This is a genomic window from Cellulomonas iranensis NBRC 101100 = JCM 18110, from assembly GCF_001552375.1.
In the GTDB taxonomy this organism is placed as follows: Bacteria; Actinomycetota; Actinomycetes; order Actinomycetales; family Cellulomonadaceae; genus Cellulomonas; species Cellulomonas iranensis.
In genome coordinates, this window is record NZ_BCRB01000015.1 from 1 (window position 1) to 18,919 (window position 18,919).

The window sequence follows — 18,919 nt, forward strand, 5'->3', positions numbered from 1 at the left end:
GTGGCTCGGGCGGCCGCCGTGCTCGTCCACGTCGGCGTCGCGGAGGGCGACGCGGCGGGGGTGGCGTCGGCCCTCGCGACGCTCGACGCGGCACCGCCGGCCGCGCGCGGTCCCGCCGGCGTGTCGCGGCCGTTCCTCGCGGCGAGCGTGCGCCTGGCCAGCGGGGCGACCGGGGACGCGCTCGCGCTCGTCGGACGCACCGACCCGGCGTTCACGTCGGTGGCGGGGGCCTGCCGGCGCAGCGAGATGCTGCTGCGCGCGGGGGAGCGGCGTGCCGCGTGGAGCGTGCTCCCGGACGACGCCCGTCAGGGTTCCTGGCACGTCGCGGACCTGGTGGCGGTGCACGTGGCGCGCGCGCTGCTGCACGACGACCCGCGCAACGCGCACGCGGCGCTCGAGCGCGCCCTCGCCGCGTCGGCGGCCGAGGGCGTCGTCCGTCCGTTGCGCGACCGCGCGGCCGCCCTGCGGCGCCTGCTCCTGGCCCACCTGGGGCGAGGCAGTGCCCACGAGGACCTCGTGACCCGGCTGCTCACGGCCGACGGCCCGGGCGGCGTGTCGCGCGAGCCCGGGCACAGGCTCACCGAGCGCGAGCGCCACGTGCTCGCGTGCCTCCCGTCGCACATGACCGTCGGGGAGATCGGTGCCGCGCTGTTCGTGTCGCCCAACACGGTCAAGACCCACGTGCGATCCGTCTACCGCAAGCTCGGCGTCACCAGCCGGCGCGACGCGGTGCGCACCGCCGTCGAGCGCGGTCTGCTCTGACCGCGCCCGACGCCGGTGCGCCGGCGTGCCACGTCGGCGTCAGACGTTCTCCTGGAACGCCTCCCGCAGCCGCGCCTCGTCCTCGTGCGACAGGTTGGTCTGCAGCAGCTCGCCCTGGATGCCGCGCTCGCGCAGCGCGCTCACGACGCGGTCCGGCACGCTCGTGGTCGCGAGCAGGAACAGCGCCGACGTGCCCGGCGTGACCTTCTCGCGGACCGAGCGGATGAAGTCGTCGTCGATGCCGACGTCGGTGAGCGCGCCGCCCACCGCGCCTGCTGCGGCGCCGATCACGACACCGACGAGCGGCATGAAGAACAGCAGGCCGAACAGCAGACCCCAGAAGGTGCCCCCGAGCGCACCCACGGCCGCGAGGTTGTGCGCCTGGCGCGTCCGCGGCTTCTTCTTGTCGGGCTGCCACGAGACGGTCGCGGCGTCCTGGACCTGGATGAGCTCCTGCTTCTGCAGCTCCAGGAGCGCCTGCTCCGCCTGCTCCGCCCCCTCCGGGGTCTCGAACCTCCACACGCTGAGAGTGGCCACGGTCGTCTCCTCGTCGTCGCGCGCCCCCGGCACGTCGCCCGGGGGCCGTCACCCCAGGGTGGGCGCGTCGAGGGCCGCGCCGCGTCACCCGCCCCGGGTGATCCGCCGACCGCGTCGACGCGACGCGCGGGTCACGCGAGCACGACGACGGCGCGCGCGGGCACCTCCACGACGAGCGGGTCGCCGGCCGTGGCGGGCGGCCGCACGACCCCGCCGTCCCAGTCGGCGACGACGCGCACGGGCCGCTCGACCGGCACCGGGACGGCGGCGGCGACGTGCGCGAGGTTGACGACGACGCGCGCCGCACCGCGGTGCACGACGAGCACCCCCTGCCACGGTCCGTCGTCGGCACCCTGCGCGGGGTGCACGTCGACGACCGTGCGCGAGCGGTCGCCCGAACCCAGGTCCGGCACGGCGCGTCGCAGCGCCACGAGCACGCGGTACCACTCGAGCAGCCGCGCGTGCTCGGGACGTGCCGGCTCGTCCCAGTCGAGGACGCTCGCCGCGAATGTCGCCGGGTCCTGCGGGTCGGGCACGTCGACCGGGCCGCCGTACAGGTCCTGCCAGCCGTGCCCGCCGAACTCGCGGGTGCGGCCCTCGCGCACCGCCTCCGCGAGCTCGGGCTCGGGGTGGTCGGTGAAGAACAGCCACGGCGTGGTCGCGCCCCACTCCTCGCCCATGAACAGCAGCGGGCTGAAGGGGGAGAGCAGCACGAGCGCGGCCTGCGCCGCGAGCCCGCCGGCGTCGAGGCGCGGCGAGGGGCGGTCGCCGAGCGCGCGGTTGCCGACCTGGTCGTGGTTGGCGTCGAACACGACGAACCGGTGGCCGTCGACGTCCGCGGGCACGGGCGCGCCCCACGGGCGGCCACGGAACGTCGAGGGGCCGCCGTCGTGCACGAACACGCGCGTGAGCGCCGTGACCAGTGCGTCCGGCGTGCCGAAGTCGACGTAGTACCCGTGCCGCTCGCCCGTGACCAGCGCGTGCACGGCGTGGTGCACGTCGTCGGCCCACTGCCCGGTCATGCCCCAGCCGCCCGCGGCGGTGGGACGCAGGCTCACGACGTCGTTGAGGTCGGACTCGGCCACCAGGCCCAGCGGGCGTCCCAGCCGGTCGGACAGCTCCGCGACCTCGTCGGCGAGCTGCGCGAGCAGGTGGCGCGGCGAGTCGTCGCGCAGCGCGTGCACGGCGTCGAGCCGGAACGCGTCGACGTGGAAGTCCCGCGCCCACCCGAGGACCGAGTCGCAGATCCACCGGCGCACGTGCTCCGAGCCGGGGCCGTCGAGGTTGATCGCGTCGCCCCAGGGCGTCTGGTGCGTGTCGGTGAAGTACGGGCCGAGCTCGTGCAGGTAGTTGCCCGACGGTCCGAGGTGGTTGTGCACGACGTCGAGGCACACCGCGAGCCCGTGCCCGTGCGCCGCGTCGACGAACGCCTGCAGCGCGGCCGGACCTCCGTACGGCTCGTGGACGGCCGACAGCGCGACGCCGTCGTACCCCCAGCCGTGCCGTCCGTTGAACGCGGCGACGGGCAGCAGCTCGACGACGTCGACCCCGAGCGCGACGAGGTGCTCGAGGCGGTCCGCCGCGGCCGCGAGCGTGCCCTGCGGCGTGAACGTGCCGACGTGCAGCTCGTACGTCACGGCACCGCGCACGTCGACGCCGCTCCACCCGTCGTCGGTCCACGCGAACCGGTCGACGTCGAACACGCGCGACGCGCCGTGCACGCCGTCGGGCAGCCACGTGCCGCGCGGGTCGGGGCGCGGCGGCCCGCCGTCGAGCGAGAACGCGTAGTCGGTGCCGTGCGTCAGCGCGACGTCCGCCGCCCACCAGCCGTCGGGCTGGGCTTGCAGCGCCGAGCGGTCGCCCGTCGCGGGCAGCACGAGCTCGACGCGCTCGGCGAACGGCGCCCACAGGCGCGGAGTCAGTGGCACGTGGTCCCCCCCGGGGCCTCGTCGGGACGTCGGACCGGGTCGGTCCGACGCTCAGGTCGGTGCTGCCGTCGGCGCCGGTCAGGTCGCCTCGTGCACGAGCAGCGCGACCGGCAGGCGCTCGAGGACGTCGGCCACGGGCCGGACGCCGCCGGGCAGCACCCGGTCGCCGAGGACGTCGTGCCACGTGCCCTCGGGCAGCGCGACCGTGTGGTCCGCCCACCCGCCGAGCCGCTCGACGGCCGCCGCGAGCCGGGTCGCGACCACCACGACCCGCGGAGCCCCCGCGGCCGTGCGCGCGTACGTGAGGGTGTGGCCCGAGGAGTGCGGCAGTGCGACGAACCCGGCCTCGGGCCCGACGAAGGCGTCGGCGACGTCCCGTCGCACGCGCAGGGCCCGCGAGGTCACGAGCATCTTCTCGTCGGCGAGCCCCCGCGGGCCGGCGCCGTCGTCGAGCCGCGCGAGGCGTGCGGCGAGCGCGTCGGCGTCGACCGGGCGCCGGTTGTCGGGGTCGACGAGCGTCGGCCCGGGCACCTCGGTGCCCTGGTAGACGTCGGCCACCCCCGGCAGCGTGAGCTGGACGAGCTTGGTGCCGAGGGTCGCGGCACGCACGGCCTCGCGCGTGCGGGCGTCCCAGTCGCCGAGCAGGGCGAGCACGGCCGGGTCGGTGCGCGCGGTGCGCGCCGTGTCGAGCACCGCGCGCTCGTACGCCGCGTCGGGCGCCGTCCAGGTCGTGCGGGACTTCGCCTCGCGGATCGCCTTGGTGAGGTACTCCACGAGGCGGTCCTCGGCGATCGGGCCGTCGTCGGCCCACGTGCCCACCAGGGTCTGCCACAGCAGGTACTCGGTGCGCCCGTCGAGCAGCGTCCCCCGGTACCCGGCCGACGCGCGGCGCAGCTCCTCGACCAGCGCCGCCCACTCGCGCGGCAGCTCCGACAGCACGCCCAGGCGCGCGCGGGTGTCCTCGCCGCGCTTGGTGTCGTGCGTCGACAGCGTCGTCATGCCGAGCGGTGCCGTCGCCTGCGCGCGAGCCGCCCACGCCGCGAGGTCGGTCGGCGTCGTGGCGAACCGGGCGGGCTCGCCGCCGACCTCGCACAGCGCGACCAGGTGGGTCCAGCGGTAGAACGCGGTGTCCTCGACGCCCTTGGCCATGACGGCGCCGCAGGTCTGCTGGAAGCGCACGACGAGCTCGTCGCGCCGGGCGTCGCGCGTGCGACCCGCCGACCCGGCCTCGCGGCCGGACAGCAGGTCCAGCAGCACGTCCATGGTGGCCTCGCGCTCGGGGCCCGTCCGCCGCCGGGCGCGCGCGCCCGCGGCGGCGAGCACCGCGGCCGACGTGGGGGCGACCGTCTCGCCCGGCACGACGTACGCGCGGTACCGGTCGAACGCGACGAGCAGCTCGACCAGGCAGTCCTCGAGCGCGCGCCACGTGTGGTCGCGCAGCCGCAGGTCGTCGTGGCAGATCGCGGCCGCGAGGTTCGTCAGGCGGTGCACCTCGGCGTAGAGCGGCCCGTCGACGATCTCGCGCTTGGCCTGCTCCTCGACCTCCGCGAACGCGTCGGAGACGTCACCCGTGAGGCGGTGCATCACGGAGCCGAGCTGCGCCGCGCCGCCCGGGTCGACGAACGTCTGCTGCACGCGCCACAGCGCCTCGTACCCGGTGGTGCCGGCCGTCGCCCAGTCGTCGGGCAGCTCCTCCTCGCCCGCGAGGATCTTCTCGACCACGACCCACGCGCCGTCGGTCGCCTCGCGCAGCCGCGCGAGGTACCCCGCGGGGTCGGCCAGGCCGTCGGGGTGGTCGATGCGCAGGCCGTCCACGACGCCGTCGCGCAGCAGCCGCAGCGTGAGCGCGTGCGTCGCGTCGAAGACGTCCGGGTCCTCGACGCGCACCGCGACGAGCGTCCCGACGTCGAAGAACCGCCGATAGTTCAGCTCCTCGTCGGCGACCTTCCAGTACGCGAGCCGGTAGTGCTGCCGTTCGACCAGCTCGGCCAGCGGCAGCGCCTCGGTGCCCGCCCGGACGGGGAACACGTGGTCGTGGTAGCGCAGCACGGTGGACGGGCCGACGCCGGGCACGTCCTCCTCCACGAGCCGCAGCTCGTCCGCCGCGAGCACGGCGCCGATGCGGTCGCCCAGCACGGGCATGAGCACCGCGCCGTCGCCCGCCGACCAGTCCACGTCGAACCACGCCGCGTACGGCGAGTCGGGGCCGTCGGTCAGCACGGACCACAGCGCGCGGTTGTGCCACACGGGGGTGGGCACGGCCATGTGGTTCGGCACGACGTCGAGCACGAGGCCCAGGCCCGCGTCGTGCGCCGCCGCGGCGAGCCGCCGCAGCCCGTCCTCGCCGCCGAGCACGTCGGACACCCGGTCGTGGTCGACCACGTCGTACCCGTGCGTCGACCCGGGGGCCGCCGTCAGCACGGGGGAGAGGTACACGTGCGTGACGCCGAGCGACGCGTAGTACGGCACGCGCGTCGCGACGTTGTCGAACGTGAGGTCGGCCCCGAGCTGCACGCGGTACGTCGAGACCGGGACCGGGTGCCCCGGCCGCACCGTGCGACGCTCGGGGACCGCGCGGTCCTCGCTCACACCTGCCCCTTGGCGATCCGCGTCGCCTCGCGGCCCGCGCTCGCGGCCGCGCCGCTGCCCGAGGCCCCGGGCAGCTCGCGCTCCGGCGGCCGGGTGAACAGCACCATCGAGCGCGGCGCGAGGGTCACGCGGCCGCGCGACCGGACCTCGCGCCCCGCCTTGACCTGGCCGTCGGTGTCGAGCACCGCCGTCCACACCGCGCCGTACTCCGCACCGGGCAGCTGGAACTGCTTCTTCTCCCAGTGCGAGTTGAACAGCAGCAGGAACGAGTCGTCGACGACCTCCTCGCCACGCGCGTCGGGCTCGTCGATCGCGTCGCCGTTGAGGAACACCATGACCGCGAACGCGTGGTCGGAGCCCCACGCCTCGTCGGACATGTGCGCACCGGACGGCGTCATCCACGCGATGTCGCGCAGGTCGGACTCGCCGCCGTGCTCGGCGGCGCCGGCGAAGAACCGGCGCTGCCGGAACACGGGGTGGTCGCGGCGCAGGTGGACGACGCGCCGCGTGAACTCGTGCAGCGACTGCTGCGCCTCGTCCAGGTCCCAGTCCACCCACGTGATCGGGTTGTCCTGGCAGTAGCCGTTGTTGTTGCCGCCCTGCGTGCGGCCGAGCTCGTCGCCGTGCGCGAGCATCGGCACGCCCTGCGAGAGCAGCAGCGTCGCGAGGAAGTTGCGCTGCTGGCGCGCGCGCAGCCGCTCGACCTCGGGGTCGTCGCTCGGGCCCTCGACGCCGCAGTTCCAGGACCGGTTGTGGCTCTCGCCGTCGCGGTTGTCCTCGCCGTTCGCCTCGTTGTGCTTGTCGTTGTACGACACGAGGTCGCGCAGCGTGAAGCCGTCGTGCGCCGTGACGAAGTTGATGCTCGCGATGGGGCGGCGGCCGGTGTGCTCGTAGAGGTCCGACGAGCCCGACAGGCGGCTCGCGAACTCGCCGAGCGTCGACGGCTCGCCGCGCCAGAAGTCGCGCACGGTGTCGCGGTACTTGCCGTTCCACTCGGTCCACAGCGGCGGGAACCCGCCCACCTGGTACCCGCCCTCGCCGAGGTCCCACGGCTCGGCGATGAGCTTCACCTGGGACACGACCGGGTCCTGGTGGACGAGGTCGAAGAACGCCGACAGGCGGTCGACCTCGTGGAACTGACGTGCGAGCGTCGCAGCGAGGTCGAACCGGAAGCCGTCGACGTGCATCTCGGTGACCCAGTACCGCAGCGAGTCCATGATGAGCTGCAGCACCGCGGGCGAGCGCATGAGCAGCGAGTTGCCCGTGCCCGTGGTGTCGAAGTAGTGCGACGGGTCGTCGTCGACCAGCCGGTAGTACCCCGCGTTGTCGATCCCGCGGAAGCTCAGCGTCGGGCCCATGTGGTTGCCCTCGGCGGTGTGGTTGTAGACCACGTCGAGGATGACCTCGATGTTCGCCGCGTGCAGCGCCTTGACCATCGACTTGAACTCCTGCACCTGCTGACCCGCGCCGGTCATGGAGGAGTAGCCGTTGTGGGGCGCGAAGAACCCGATGGTGTTGTAGCCCCAGTAGTTCGACAGCCCCTTCTCCTGCAGCGAGGGGTCGTTGACGAACTGGTGCACCGGCATGAGCTCGATCGCGGTCACGCCCAGGTCCGCCAGGTGCTCGATGACCGCGGGGTGCGCGATCCCGGCGTACGTGCCCCGCAGCTCCTCCGGCACCGCCGGGTGCTGCATCGTCAGGCCCTTGACGTGCGCCTCGTACAGGATCGTCTCGTGGTACTGGTGTCCCGGCGGGCGGTCGTGGCCCCAGTCGAAGAACGGGTTCACGACCACCGACGTCATGGTGTGCGCGGCGGAGTCCGACTCGTTGCGCGTGTCCGGGTCGCCGAACGTGTACGAGTAGAGCGACGGGTCGCCGTCGATCTGGCCGTCGATGGCCTTCGCGTACGGGTCGAGCAGCAGCTTCGACGGGTCGCAGCGGTGCCCCTGCGCGGGGTCGTACGGGCCGTGCACGCGGTACCCGTAGCGCTGGCCGGGCGCGATCTGCGGCAGGTAGCCGTGCCAGACGAACGCGTCCACCTCGGGCAGGTCGACGCGCGTCTCGGAGCCGTCGTCGTCGAGCAGGCACAGCTCGACCCGCTCGGCGACGCCGGAGTACAGGGCGAAGTTGGTCCCCGTGCCGTCGTACGTGGCGCCGAGGGGGTAGGGGCGTCCGGGCCAGATCTGCATGGGCTCAGAGTGCCAGCAGGGTCCGACCTCGGCTCATCGAGCGCGTGTGGGCGGGGTCACAGCACGCGGACGGGCGTTCAGGCGAGCGTCACGAGGTCCCGCACGTCATCATCCGGCAGCGCGTCGGCGACGGCCGTCACCTCGAGCGTGCGCAGCGCGGCGACGCCCCCGTGCACGGACAGGAACGCCGTGTCGGACGCGTCGCGGCCGGTCGCGATGCGCACGAGCGAGCCGCGCGGCGCGAGCGTGGTCGCGTCCACGACGCACCACCGGCCGTCGACGAGCGCCTCGGCGACCGCGTGCAGGTCCATCGGGTCGAGCCCGGGCGCGTACGCCGACGCGACGCGTGCGGGCACGTCGAGCGCGCGCAGCAGCGCGACCACGAGGTGCGCGTAGTCGCGGCACACGCCACGTCGCGCCAGCAGGGTGCGCACGGCACCGTCGGTGGGCAGGCTCGACCCCGGCACGTACGCCAGCCGCGTGCCGACCCACGACGCGACCGCCGCGAGCAGGTCGGCCCCCGCCAGCCCGGCGAACTCGGCGCGCGCCGTGGGCGCGAGCACGTCGGACTCGCAGTACCGGCTCGGACGCAGGTACAGCAGCGCGTCGGCGTCGTCCTGCGGCGGCGAGCCGGCGCCCGTGGGCGTGGCCGGGTCGGCGACGGTGGCCCGGTAGGTGACGGCCAGCTCGCCGGGTCCCGCCTCGAGCACGTGCAGCCGCGTGCCGTGCGCGTCGCGCACCTCGCGCACGTCGACGGCGCGCCCGTCCGACCTGACGTCGAGGTGCTCGTCGTCGGGCGCCGCGTGCGCCGCGGCGACCTCGAGGACGAGCCGGGCGGACGCGGTCACGTCCAGGACGAGGTGGGTCGAGACGTCGCGTCGCACGCGGTCAGCCTGGCAGCAGCCCGCGGCGCTGTCGCGCCGGGGCTGGCGTCCCCGGTCGGCCGCCGGGGACGGTGCGCGGCGCGGCCTGGGGTGAAGCGTTTAGTCCCGACGTCGCCCGGTGCGCGCCCAGGTCCGTCGGCTACCGTGGCACGACCGCGCCGACGGCGACGCGGGACACGACAGCGACCACGAGCGAGGCCCAGCCATGACCGCAGCGCCCGAGCCGACGGGCCCGCAGGTGACCGTCGTGGTGCCGACGTTCAACGAGGCACCCAACGTCGCCGAGCTCGTACGGCGCGTCGGCGTCGCGACCCGCGGCCTGGACGCCGAGCTGCTGTTCGTCGACGACTCGCGGGACGGCACCGCCGACGAGGTGCGTCGGGTCGCTCCCGGCGCCGAGCTGCCCGTGCGGGTCGTCCACCGCGACGTGCCGACCGGGGGCCTGGGCGGCGCCGTGCTCGAGGGCCTGCGGGCCTCGCACGCGCCGTACGTGCTGGTCATGGACGGCGACCTGCAGCACCCGCCCGAGCTCATCCCCACGATGGTCGCCCGCGCGCGCGAGCCCGAGGTCGACGTGGTCGTGGCGTCGCGGTACGTCGGCGAGGGCTCGAGCGCCGGCCTGGCGAACGCGGCGCGGCAGGCGGTGTCGTCGACGTCGACCGCGGTGACCCGCGCGATGTTCCCGGTGCGCCTGCGGGACTGCTCCGACCCGATGACCGGCTTCTTCGTGGTCCGCCGCGCGGCGGTCGACGTCGACGCGCTGCGGCCGCGGGGCTTCAAGATCCTGCTGGAGATCCTCGCCCGCCACCCGATGCGCGTCGTCGAGGTGCCGTTCGTGTTCGGCGCCCGCTACGCGGGCGAGTCCAAGGCGAACCTCGCGCAGGGCCTGCACTTCCTGTGGCAGCTCGCGGGCCTGCGCTTCGGGCGCATGTCGCGGTTCGCGATCATCGGCGGCCTCGGCGCGCTCGCCAACATCGCGATCGTCGCGCTCCTGACGTCGCTCGGCATGACGTGGCTGCCCGCCGCGATCGTGGCGGCCGAGGCGACCATCGTGGGGAACTTCCTGCTGCAGGAGCGGTTCGTGTTCCGCGACCTGCGCGACGAGGGCAAGGGCGCGTGGGCCCGCTTCGGTCAGTCGTTCACGTTCAACAACGTCGAGACGGTCGTGCGGATGCCGGTCATGGCCGTGCTGGTCGAGACGATGCACGTCGCCGCGGTGCTCGCGACCGCGATCACCCTCGTCGTCGCGTTCGTCGTGCGGTTCACGTTCCACTCGCGGATCGTCTACCGGCCGCGTGCGTCGTCGCGGCGCGCGCGCATGGTCGAGCGCGAGGCCGAGCAGGCCGGGCCGCCCCCCGCGCCCTCGTCCGAGCACGTCTGACCCCGCGCCCGTCCGGGCGTGGGCTCGCGGCCTGCGCGTGCGGCCCGCGCGCGTGGCCCGCAGGATCGTGGTGCACCCCTGGAGGCCACCATGACCGAGCACGCCGACGCGCCGATCGACCTCGAGCTCGTGCGCACCTACATCAACGACCACGTCACCGGCGCGACAGCGGTGTCCGCGCGGGTCGCGCGCATGAGCCGCAACCCCGACGCGGGCGCCGACGCCCCGCTGCTCGCCGAGCTCGCGCGCCAGCTGCGCGAGGAGCGCGACGTGCACGAGGCGACCGCGCGCGACCTCGGGTTCACGATGTCGCGCTGGAAGCACCTCGGTGCGGCGCTCGCCGAGCGTGTCGCGCGCCTCAAGCCCGACGGCCGGTGGACCCGCCGCTCGCCGCTGTCGCTCGTGCTCGAGCTCGAGATCCTGCGCTCGGGCCTCGAGGGCAAGCGCCTGGGGTGGGTCACGCTGCGCGAGCACGCCGACGTGCTCGGGCTGGACGCCGACCGGCTCGACGCGCTGGTGGCGCGCTCGCGCGAGCAGGCCGACACGGTCGAGGCGATCGCGGCCCGGGCGCGCGAGCGCGCGTTCGCGGCAGCGGGGGAGCGGACGTCGGCCGACGACGCCTAGGCTGCTCGCGGACGGAGGTCGCGATGGACGCGCTGCAGCGGTGGATGGACGACGTGGTGCCGGCGCTCGGCGTGGACCCGGACCTCGTGTCCGCCACGACCGACGACGTGCTCGACATGGTGAGGGACGTCGCGCACGGGGTCGTGCGCCCCGGCGCGCCGCTGACGGCGTACCTGGTGGGGCTCGCCGCCGGCCGCGCCGCGGCCGAGGGGCAGGACCCCGCCGCGGCGGTGCGCGACGGGCTCGCACAGGTCGACGCCCTCGTCAGGGCGTGGGAGCCGACCTCGGCCTGAGCGCCGCGTCGCGCGCGGCCGCGAGGGCGGCCGGGTCGTCGACGTCGAGCGTCGTGCGCTCGTCGACGGCCACCACGACCGTGCGCAGCCCGGTGAGCAGGTGCCGCGCGGGGCGGCCGTCCGGCGCGTCCGCGAGGACGTCGCGCACGGCCGAGAGCCGGTAGGCGGCCAGCAGCGGCTGCGGCCGCCCGTCGGGTCCGGCCGCGACGGCCGCGTCGGCGTCGGAGCGCTCCAGCGCGTCGCGCAGGGACGGCACCACGTCCCCGGCGAACGGCTGGTCGCCCGCGACGACGACCACGACCCGTGCCCGCGGGTGGGCGGCGGCACCGACAGCGACCCCGGCGGCGACGCCGGCGAACGGCCCGCCGCCGGGCGGGTCCTCGCGCGCCCAGAGCACGCCGCGCGGGACGTCGCGCGGCGGGCCCACCACCACGACCGGCACGTCGCCCAGGGCGAGCAGGAGGCGGTCGAGCACGGGGCGTCCCCCCACGTCGAGCGCGGTCTTGTCGACGCCGCCCATGCGGCGCGCCGTGCCGCCGGTCAGCACCACGGCGACGGCGGGCGCGAGGGTCACGCCGCCACGCTACGTGTCACGCGAGCGCGGCGGCCACCCGCGCCGCGTAGGACGTCGCGGGGTCGGCGGCGACCTCCTGCGGCGTGCCCCGCTGCGCCGCGCGGCCGTCCTCGAGGACGAGCAGCTCGTCGGCCAGGTCGAGCGCGTCGCGCAGGTCGTGCGTGACGAGCAGCGTCGGCAGGCCGCGGGCGACGTGGCGCCGGACGACGGCGCGCACGTGCGTGCGGGTCCCGGCGTCGAGGGCGCCGAACGGCTCGTCGAGCAGCAGCGCGCGGGGCTGCGCGGCGAGCGCGCGCGCGAGCGCCACCCGCTGCGCCTGGCCGCCCGAGAGCCGGTCGGCGCGTGCCCGGGCGTGGGCGGCGAGCCCGAGGTCGGCCAGCAGCGCGTCGGCGGACGCGCGCGCCGCACGTGCCCGCGCGCCCTGCGCGCGCAGCCCGAACGCGACGTTCTCACGCGCCGACAGGTGACCGAACAGGAGCCCGTCCTGCAGCACGACGCCGAGCCGACGGTGCCGCGGCGCGACCGTCGCACCCGTCGCGGCGTCGTCGAGCACGGTCCCGCCGAGGCGCACGTGCCCCGCAGCCAGGGCGGCGATCCCGGCGAGGGACTCCAGCAGCGTGGTCTTGCCGCTGCCGTTCGGTCCCATGACGGCGAGGACCCGTCCCGGCGGGACGCTCAGCCGGACGTCGAGGTGCAGCGCCCCGCGCTCGGCGACGACGTGCGCGTCGAGCGTCATCGGTCCCCCCGGCGCGTGCGGCCGCGGCCGGGCAGTCCGCCGACCCAGCGTCCGCGCATCGCGACCAGGACCGCCACGGACACGACGAGCAGCAGCACCGACATGGCCACGGCCTGCTCGGGTGCGGCGTCCATCGCGAGGTAGACCGCGAGCGGGACCGTCCGCGTGGTGCCGGGGAAGTTCCCGGCGAACGTGACGGTCGCGCCGAACTCCCCGAGCGCGCGCGTGAAGCACAGCGCCGCACCGGCCGCGACGCCGGGGGCGACCGACGGGAGCGTGACGCGGCGCAGGACGTAGGCGGGGGACGCGCCGAGCGTCTCGGCCACGAGGGCGCGACGGCGGTCGGCCCCGCGCAGCGCGCCCTCGACGGTGAGCACGAGGAACGGCAGCGCCACGAACACCTGGGCCAGGACGACCGCGACCGACGTGAACGGGACGGTCACGCCGAACCACGCGTCCAGCCGCGACCCGAGCAGCCCGCGGCGGCCCAGCAGGAGCAGCAGCGCGACGCCGCCCACGACGGGCGGCAGCACCAGCGGCACCGTCACCAGCGAGCGGACCAGCCGGCCGCCCGGGACGTCGTCCCGGGCCAGGACCCAGGCCAGCGGCACGCCCACGACGAGGCAGACCACCGTCGTGCAGGCCGCGGTGACGACCGACAGCCGCAGCGCCTCGACGACGGCCGGGTCGGCGACCAGGGCGGCCATGTCGCCCCACGGCGTCGCGGCGAGCAGCGCCACGAGCGGCAGCACGAGCAGCGCGAGCCCGACTACCGCCAGCGCACCGAGGACGAGCGTGCCGACCGCGGGTCGCGCGCGCCGAGCGGTTCGTCGGTCGACGTCGGCCCGCGGCCTCGCGGACGCCCTGCCGGGTGCCCGCGGGGACCGGGTGGGGGCGGGTGTCGTCACGGGACGTCGAACCCGGCGTCCTCGAGCGCCTGTCGGCCGACCGGACCCCGGAGCAGCGCGACGAACGCGGCGGCGGCCCGCGGGTGCGGTGCGTCGCGCAGGGCCAGCGCGGGGTAGTCGGTCGGCACCTGGACGTCGGCGGGGACGTCGATGCCCTCGACCGCGCCGCCGGCCGCGATGACGTCGGTCCGGTACACCAGGCCCGCGTCGGCCTCGTCGAGCCGCAGACGCGTCAGGACCGCGCGCACGTCCTGCTCGAGCGTGTCGGGCGCGGGCGTCACGCCGGCCTTCGCGAGGACCTGGGCGCCGACCGCGCCGCACGGCACCTCGGCGGCGCACAGCGCGACGGTCCGCGCGGGGTCGGCGAGGTCGGCGAGCGTGGTGACGCCGCCGGGGTTGCCCGCGGGCACCGCGATCTGCAGCTGGTTGGTCGCCACGACGACGGGGTCGCCGCCGAGCGCGTCGGTCACGGTCGTCATGGTCGCGGGGCTCGCGGTGACGACCACGTCGGCCGGGGCGCCGCTGACGACCTGCGTGGCCAGCGCCGAGCTGGCGCCGAAGCTCGTCCGCACGGTGAGCCCGGGGTGGTCGGCCTCGAGCGTGGCGGCGAGGTCGGTCACGACGTCCGTGAGCGAGGCCGCGGCGAGCACCACGAGGGTCCCCTCGAGCGTCTCCCCGGGTGTGTCCCCGGGCGGTACGGCGGTGCTCGCGCCCGGCGCCGGGGTCGCGGCGGTCGGTCCGGCGTCCGGGGCGGCGGCGCCGGTCGAGGAGCAGCCCGTCAGCGCGAGCGCGGCCACGAGCAGGGCGACCGGTGCCGTGCGGAGCGTGCCACGGCCCGCCGGCCCGCGCCGCGGCAGCGCGGCGTCCCGGCCGGTCACCGGGTCTCCACGTGCTCGACGGCCACGTTGGTCGCCTTGACGGACGCGACGGCCACGACGCCGGGCTCGAGGCCCAGGTCGTCCGCGGCCTCCCGGCTGATGAGCGACACGAGGCGGTACGGGCCCGCCTGGATCTCGACCTGCGCCATGACGGTGTCGCGCACGACGCGCGTGACGATGCCGCGCAGCCGGTTGCGGGTCGAGCGCTGGTCGCTGCCGGGCTCGGGCTCGGTGCCGAGCTCCTGCGCGAGCCGGGCGAGCGCGCCGCCGTCGACCGCGTGGTGCCCCGTGGCGTCGCGGGTCGACGCGAGCCGTCCCGCCTCGATCCAGCGGCGGACGGTGTCGTCGCTCACGCCCAGGAGGGTCGCGGCCTCGCTCACGCGGTAGGTCGGCATGCGCCCACAGTACGAGGTGGTGGCCGCAGATGCGGGCGAGAACGCCGTGGGTGTCCGCATCTGCGGGACGTGTGCGCGGTGCGCCGCGCTCGATGCGGCGCTGCGGGGCGGGCTGCCTACCCTGGACCCGTGCCCCAGGACACCTCGCGCCTGCACCCCCCGGCGCGTCGCGTCGTCGTCGCCGACGTCACGACCGCACCCGTCGACGTCGCCGCGCTCGCCGCCGCCGTCGGGGACGCCGCCGCCGGAGCCGTCGTCACGTTCGCGGGCGTCGTGCGCGACCACGACCACGGCCAGGGCGTGACCGGGCTGGAGTACGTCGCCCACCCCGACGCGGGCGCCGTCATCGCGCGCGTGGTCGCCGACGTCACGGCCCGTAGCGCCGTCGACGCCGTCGCCGTGGTGCACCGGGTCGGCGCGCTCGCCGTGGGGGAGTGCGCGCTCGGCGTCGCGGTGTCGGCGGCCCACCGCCGCGAGGCGTTCGAGACGGCCGCGCTGCTCGTCGACGAGGTCAAGGAGCACCTGCCGGTGTGGAAGCGGCAGGACCTGACCGCCGGCGGCCACGAGTGGGTCAACAGCGCCTGACGCGCGCCGCGACCGCCACGGACGCTCAGCCGCCCGCGAACGGCGGCAGCACGTCGACGCGCGCGGGCGTGCCCACGGGCTCGTCCCGGTCGCGGTGCAGCACGCCGTCGACCAGCAGCGCGCAGCGCGCCGCCACCGCACCGAGCGCGTCCCCGTGGCGGGCCGCCAGCAGGTCCAGCAGCCCACCGACGGTCGCGTCGGCGGGGACCTCGACCCGCTCGGCGTCGCGTCCCGCGGCCTCGGCCGCCGCCGCGAAGTACCGCACCTCGACCGTGCGCGTCCCGGTCGTCGCGCCTGTCGTGCCGTCCACCGTCGTCATCCCCCGATCGCGCTCATCGTGCGGGCCGGCTGCAGGAACGACGGGTCGTCGATGCCGTGCCCGGCGGCCTTGCCGCGCTGCGCGGCGCGCCACGCGTCCGCGACTGTCGCGTCGTCCGCCCCGCCGCGCAGCAGCCCGCGCAGGTCGTCCTCCTCGCGCGCGAACAGGCAGCTGCGCACCTGCCCGTCGGCCGTCAGCCGCGTCCGGTCGCACGCGCCGCAGAACGGGCGCGTGACCGAGCCGATGACGCCGACCGTCGCTCCCGCGTGCCCGCGGACCGTCCACGTCTCGGCCGGAGTCCCGCCGCGGGAGCCGTCGGGCTCGGCGACCAGGTCGTACGCCGCCGACAACGCGTCGAGGATCTCGCGCGCCGTCACGAGGTCCTCGCGCCGCCACGAGCCGTGCGGCCCGAGCGGCATCTGCTCGATGAAGCGCAGGTGGTAGCCGTGCTCGAGCGCCCAGGCGAGCAGCGGCACGGCCTCGTCGTCGTTGACGCCGCGCTGCAGCACCGCGTTGACCTTGACCGGCGTCAGGCCCGCCTCGACCGCGGCCGCGAGGCCCGCGAGCACGTCGGCGTGCCGGTCCCGCCGCGCGATCCGCGCGAACCGCTGCGGGTCGAGCGAGTCCAGCGACACGTTGACACGGTCCAGCCCGGCCTCGGCCAGGGAGCGCGCGCGCTTGTCGAGCCCCAGCGCGTTGGTCGTCAGGGCCGTGCGCACCCGTGCGCCGTCGGGCGTGCGCAGCGCCGTGGTCGCCGCCACGATGCCCTCGAGCCCGCGCCGCAGCAGCGGCTCGCCGCCCGTGAACCGGACCTCGCGGATGCCGAGCCGCTCGACGCCGACGCGCACGAGCCGCACCACCTCGGCGTCGGTCAGCACCGTGTCGTCCGGCGCCCACGGCAGACCCTCGGCCGGCATGCAGTAGGTGCACCGCAGGTTGCACCGGTCGGTCAGCGACACGCGCAGGTCGGTGGCGACCCGGCCGTACCGGTCCGCCAGTCCCTGCGCGCGCGGCTCCGAGCCGCCCGCGGCGCTCACGGCTCGCATCCCACGATGGTACGGACCGCACCGACGAAGGCCGGTCGCGGGCGGTCCGGGGCGCGGTGCCGCCGGCGATAGGTTGGGCGCATGGTCGAGGTCCCTCCCGCGCGGGCCGACCTGGCTCCGCGCGTCGTCCGTCCGCTCGACGAGCACGCGGCCGCCGTCCTCGCGCTCGCGGGCCCGCTGCCGACCGTCACCGCGCCGCTCGCGCAGGCCGCGGGACGCGCGCTCGCGGTCGACGTGCGCAGCGGCGTCGACCTGCCGCCGTGGGACTCCTCGGCCATGGACGGGTACGCCGTGCGCGCCGCGGACCTGCGGCCCGGGGCCGTGCTCGACGTCGTCGACGACGTCCCCGCCGGCGACACGCGCGAGGTGACCGTCCCGGACGGTGCGGTGACGCGGATCATGACCGGGGCGCCCGTGCCGAGCGGCGCCGACGCTGTGCTGCCGGTCGAGCTCACCGACGGCGGCACGGCCCGCGTGCGGGTCGACGACGTGGTCGCCCCGGGGGCGCACGTGCGGCACCGCGGCGAGGACGTGCGCGCCGGCGACGTCGTGCTGCGGGCGGGCGACGTGCTCGGCGCCGGAGCCGTCGGGCTGCTCGCCGCGACGGGCCACGCGCACGTCGCGGTGCACGCCCGGCCGCGCGTCGCGGTGCTGTCCACCGGCTCCGAGCTGGTGCCGCCCGGGACGCCGCTGCGGCACGGGCAGATCCACGAGTCCAACGGTCCCCAGCTCGCCGCCGCGGCCGCCGCGGCCGGTGCCGAGGTCGTGCTGCTCGCCGCGGTGCGCGACGACGTCGACGGCGTGCGGGCCGCGCTCGCCGACGCGGCCGCGCGGGCCGACGTCGTCGTCACGACCGGCGGCGTGTCGGTCGGCGCGTACGACGTCGTGCGCGACGCGCTGCTCGCGGGCGGGCGCGCCGAGCTCGTACACGTGCGCATGCAGCCCGGCAAGCCGCAGGCCGTCGCCGTGCTCCCGGACGGCACGCCCGTGCTCGGCCTGCCCGGCAACCCCGTGAGCTGCTTCGTGTCGTTCGAGGTGTTCGTGCGGCCGCTGCTGCGCCGCATGCTCGGCGCGTCCGACGTGCACCGCCGCCGGCTGACCGCCAGCGTGCCGGACGCGCTGAGCTCGCCCGCCGGTCGTCGCCAGCTGCTGCGCGCGCGCCTGGACTGGACCGGCGGGACGCCCGTGGCCGTGCCCGTCGGCGGCCCCGGCTCGCACCTGCTCGGCGCGCTCGCGCGCGCCGACGCGCTGATCGACGTCCCCGAGGACGTCACGCACGTCGCGGCGGGGGACGCCGTGACCGTCATCGACCTGAGGGAGCACGACGCGTGAGCCGGTCCGACCGCCTGACCCACGTCGACGCGCGCGGCGCCGCGCGCATGGTCGACGTCGCCGAGAAGGACGTCACCGTGCGCACCGCGCGCGCCACGGGGCGCCTCGTGACCACGCCGCAGGTCGTCGCGCTGCTGCGCGGCGAGGGCGTGCCCAAGGGCGACGCGCTCGCGGTCGCGCGCATCGCCGGCATCCAGGCGGCCAAGCGCACGCCCGACCTCGTGCCGCTGTGCCACCCCGTCGCGATCCACGGCGTCACGGTCGACCTCGAGGTCGTCGACGACGGCGTGCGCATCGACGCGACCGTGCGCACGGCCGACCGCACGGGCGTCGAGATGGAGGCGCTCACGTGCGTCGCCGCCGCGGGGCTCACGCTGGTCGACATGGTCAAGGCCGTCGACCGCGGCGCGCACCTGACGGACATCCGGGTCGAGGAGAAGGCCGGCGGGCGCAGCGGGACGTGGACGCGTGACTGACGCGCCCGCGCCGCGCGCCGTCGTCGTCACGGCCTCGGACCGGGCCGCGGCGGGCGAGTACGCCGACCGCTCCGGCCCGCTGCTCGTCGCGGGCCTGCGGGAGCTGGGCCTCGCGGTCGACGACGCCGTGGTCGTCCCCGACGGCGCACCGGTCGAGCGCGCGTTGCGCGACGCCGCGGCCGCGGGCGTCGCGCTGGTCGTGACGACGGGCGGCACGGGCCTGGGGCCGCGGGACCGCACGCCCGAGGCGACCCTCGCGGTCGTCGAGCGCGTGGTGCCCGGGATCGCCGAGGCGCTGCGGGCCGACGCCGTGCGGCGCGGCGTGGCCGCGGGCGTGCTCTCGCGCGGCGTGGCCGGGGTCGCCGGGCGCACGCTCGTCGTCAACGTCGCGGGGTCCACCGGGGCCGTGCGCGACGCGCTCGAGGTGCTCGCCGGCGTGCTGCCGCACGCGCTCGCGCAGCTCGCGGGCGGCGACCACTGACG

Annotated in this window: 20 protein-coding genes; 8 read left to right on the forward strand and 12 right to left on the reverse strand. The window is 76.4% G+C overall.

Annotated features, from left to right (window positions below; genetic code table 11):
* Positions 1-762, forward strand: a 762-nt coding sequence (locus CS2_RS04680; RefSeq protein ID WP_217997359.1) for a helix-turn-helix transcriptional regulator, incomplete at its 5' end; no start/stop codon positions are given.
* Between the two features lie 39 nt (positions 763-801).
* Here CS2_RS04680 and CS2_RS04685 read toward each other — a convergent pair.
* The 5 genes from CS2_RS04685 to CS2_RS04705 form a co-directional block, all read right to left on the reverse strand.
* Positions 802-1,299 (reverse strand): DUF1269 domain-containing protein, encoded by a 498-nt coding sequence (locus CS2_RS04685; protein ID WP_070319121.1) that lies wholly within the window; start codon positions 1,297-1,299, stop codon positions 802-804.
* A 131-nt stretch (positions 1,300-1,430) separates the two neighbouring features.
* Positions 1,431-3,221, reverse strand: a complete 1,791-nt coding sequence (gene treZ / locus CS2_RS04690; RefSeq protein WP_070319122.1) for a malto-oligosyltrehalose trehalohydrolase — start codon at positions 3,219-3,221, stop codon at positions 1,431-1,433.
* Between the two features lie 84 nt (positions 3,222-3,305).
* Complete coding sequence (gene treY, locus CS2_RS04695) at positions 3,306-5,816, reverse strand: malto-oligosyltrehalose synthase (protein WP_070319087.1); 2,511 nt, start codon at positions 5,814-5,816, stop codon at positions 3,306-3,308.
* Complete coding sequence (glgX, locus tag CS2_RS04700; protein ID WP_070319088.1) at positions 5,813-8,005, reverse strand: glycogen debranching protein GlgX; 2,193 nt, start codon at positions 8,003-8,005, stop codon at positions 5,813-5,815. The genes treY and glgX overlap by 4 nt, the downstream gene beginning before the upstream one ends.
* 77 nt (positions 8,006-8,082) lie before the next feature.
* Complete coding sequence (locus tag CS2_RS04705; RefSeq protein WP_070319089.1) at positions 8,083-8,889, reverse strand: transglutaminase-like domain-containing protein; 807 nt, start codon at positions 8,887-8,889, stop codon at positions 8,083-8,085.
* 205 nt (positions 8,890-9,094) lie between these two features.
* Between CS2_RS04705 and CS2_RS04710 the strand changes: the two genes are divergently transcribed.
* From CS2_RS04710 to CS2_RS04720, 3 genes are all read left to right on the forward strand, one after another.
* Positions 9,095-10,270 (forward strand): glycosyltransferase, encoded by a 1,176-nt coding sequence (locus CS2_RS04710; protein ID WP_070319090.1) that lies wholly within the window; start codon positions 9,095-9,097, stop codon positions 10,268-10,270.
* 90 nt (positions 10,271-10,360) lie between these two features.
* On the forward strand, positions 10,361-10,894 hold the full coding sequence (locus CS2_RS04715) for a hypothetical protein (RefSeq protein ID WP_046528291.1): 534 nt from the start codon (positions 10,361-10,363) through the stop codon (positions 10,892-10,894).
* A 23-nt stretch (positions 10,895-10,917) separates the two neighbouring features.
* On the forward strand, positions 10,918-11,187 hold the full coding sequence (locus CS2_RS04720) for a DUF6457 domain-containing protein (RefSeq protein ID WP_046528292.1): 270 nt from the start codon (positions 10,918-10,920) through the stop codon (positions 11,185-11,187).
* Here CS2_RS04720 and mobA read toward each other — a convergent pair.
* The 5 genes from mobA to CS2_RS04745 all read right to left on the reverse strand — a co-directional run bounded on the left by mobA (position 11,159) and on the right by CS2_RS04745 (position 14,678).
* Entirely contained in the window at positions 11,159-11,761 is a 603-nt protein-coding gene (mobA, locus tag CS2_RS04725) for a molybdenum cofactor guanylyltransferase (protein ID WP_070319091.1), read from the reverse strand. The genes CS2_RS04720 and mobA overlap by 29 nt on opposite strands.
* 16 nt (positions 11,762-11,777) lie before the next feature.
* Entirely contained in the window at positions 11,778-12,497 is a 720-nt protein-coding gene (locus CS2_RS04730) for an ATP-binding cassette domain-containing protein (RefSeq protein ID WP_070319092.1), read from the reverse strand.
* Positions 12,494-13,255: an ABC transporter permease gene (locus tag CS2_RS04735; protein WP_439951181.1), complete on the reverse strand. Its 762-nt coding sequence runs from the start codon at positions 13,253-13,255 to the stop codon at positions 12,494-12,496. The genes CS2_RS04730 and CS2_RS04735 overlap by 4 nt, the downstream gene beginning before the upstream one ends.
* Before the next feature lie 146 nt (positions 13,256-13,401).
* Positions 13,402-14,283: a molybdate ABC transporter substrate-binding protein gene (modA, locus tag CS2_RS04740; protein WP_233421069.1), complete on the reverse strand. Its 882-nt coding sequence runs from the start codon at positions 14,281-14,283 to the stop codon at positions 13,402-13,404.
* Positions 14,280-14,678 carry a TOBE domain-containing protein gene (locus CS2_RS04745; protein ID WP_070319094.1) on the reverse strand — a complete coding sequence of 133 codons (399 nt, stop codon included), beginning with the start codon at positions 14,676-14,678 and terminating at the stop codon, positions 14,280-14,282. The genes modA and CS2_RS04745 overlap by 4 nt, the downstream gene beginning before the upstream one ends.
* Positions 14,679-14,807: 129 nt before the next feature.
* On the opposite strand from CS2_RS04745, the gene CS2_RS04750 reads away from it, so the two are divergent.
* Positions 14,808-15,263, forward strand: coding sequence for a molybdenum cofactor biosynthesis protein MoaE (locus CS2_RS04750; RefSeq protein ID WP_070319095.1), 456 nt, complete (start codon positions 14,808-14,810; stop codon positions 15,261-15,263).
* 25 nt (positions 15,264-15,288) lie between these two features.
* Here the strand turns inward: CS2_RS04750 and CS2_RS04755 are convergent, their stop codons facing one another.
* Together CS2_RS04755 and moaA are read right to left on the reverse strand one after the other, a co-directional pair.
* The gene (locus CS2_RS04755; RefSeq protein ID WP_070319096.1) at positions 15,289-15,582 is read right to left on the reverse strand and encodes a MoaD/ThiS family protein; all 294 of its coding nucleotides are present in this window, start codon (positions 15,580-15,582) and stop codon (positions 15,289-15,291) included.
* Positions 15,579-16,628 (reverse strand): GTP 3',8-cyclase MoaA, encoded by a 1,050-nt coding sequence (moaA, locus tag CS2_RS04760; RefSeq protein ID WP_070319097.1) that lies wholly within the window; start codon positions 16,626-16,628, stop codon positions 15,579-15,581. The genes CS2_RS04755 and moaA overlap by 4 nt, the downstream gene beginning before the upstream one ends.
* An 81-nt stretch (positions 16,629-16,709) precedes the next feature.
* On the opposite strand from moaA, the gene CS2_RS04765 reads away from it, so the two are divergent.
* From CS2_RS04765 to CS2_RS04775, 3 genes are read left to right on the forward strand one after another with little or no spacing between them, the layout of a single operon-like run.
* A complete protein-coding gene (locus CS2_RS04765) occupies positions 16,710-17,960 on the forward strand; it encodes a molybdopterin molybdotransferase MoeA (RefSeq protein WP_070319098.1) in 1,251 nt (416 codons plus the stop codon).
* Positions 17,957-18,436, forward strand: a complete 480-nt coding sequence (gene moaC / locus CS2_RS04770; RefSeq protein ID WP_070319099.1) for a cyclic pyranopterin monophosphate synthase MoaC — start codon at positions 17,957-17,959, stop codon at positions 18,434-18,436. Before CS2_RS04765 ends, moaC begins: the two co-directional genes overlap by 4 nt.
* Complete coding sequence (locus CS2_RS04775; RefSeq protein ID WP_046528300.1) at positions 18,429-18,917, forward strand: MogA/MoaB family molybdenum cofactor biosynthesis protein; 489 nt, start codon at positions 18,429-18,431, stop codon at positions 18,915-18,917. The genes moaC and CS2_RS04775 overlap by 8 nt, the downstream gene beginning before the upstream one ends.
* The last annotated feature ends 2 nt before the right edge of the window (positions 18,918-18,919 follow it).

Excerpts from the sequence above, each read along its gene's own strand:
- glgX (WP_070319088.1), bottom strand. The coding sequence starts at position 8,005 with ATGCAGATCTGGCCCGGACGCCCCTACCCCCTCGGCGCCACGTACGAC.
- CS2_RS04710 (WP_070319090.1), top strand. The coding sequence starts at position 9,095 with ATGACCGCAGCGCCCGAGCCGACGGGCCCGCAGGTGACCGTCGTGGTG.
- CS2_RS04715 (WP_046528291.1), top strand. The coding sequence starts at position 10,361 with ATGACCGAGCACGCCGACGCGCCGATCGACCTCGAGCTCGTGCGCACC.
- CS2_RS04720 (WP_046528292.1), top strand. The coding sequence starts at position 10,918 with ATGGACGCGCTGCAGCGGTGGATGGACGACGTGGTGCCGGCGCTCGGC.
- CS2_RS04730 (WP_070319092.1), bottom strand. The coding sequence starts at position 12,497 with ATGACGCTCGACGCGCACGTCGTCGCCGAGCGCGGGGCGCTGCACCTC.
- CS2_RS04745 (WP_070319094.1), bottom strand. The coding sequence starts at position 14,678 with ATGCCGACCTACCGCGTGAGCGAGGCCGCGACCCTCCTGGGCGTGAGC.
- CS2_RS04755 (WP_070319096.1), bottom strand. The coding sequence starts at position 15,582 with ATGACGACGGTGGACGGCACGACAGGCGCGACGACCGGGACGCGCACG.
- moaA (WP_070319097.1), bottom strand. The coding sequence starts at position 16,628 with ATGCGAGCCGTGAGCGCCGCGGGCGGCTCGGAGCCGCGCGCGCAGGGA.
- CS2_RS04765 (WP_070319098.1), top strand. The coding sequence starts at position 16,710 with ATGGTCGAGGTCCCTCCCGCGCGGGCCGACCTGGCTCCGCGCGTCGTC.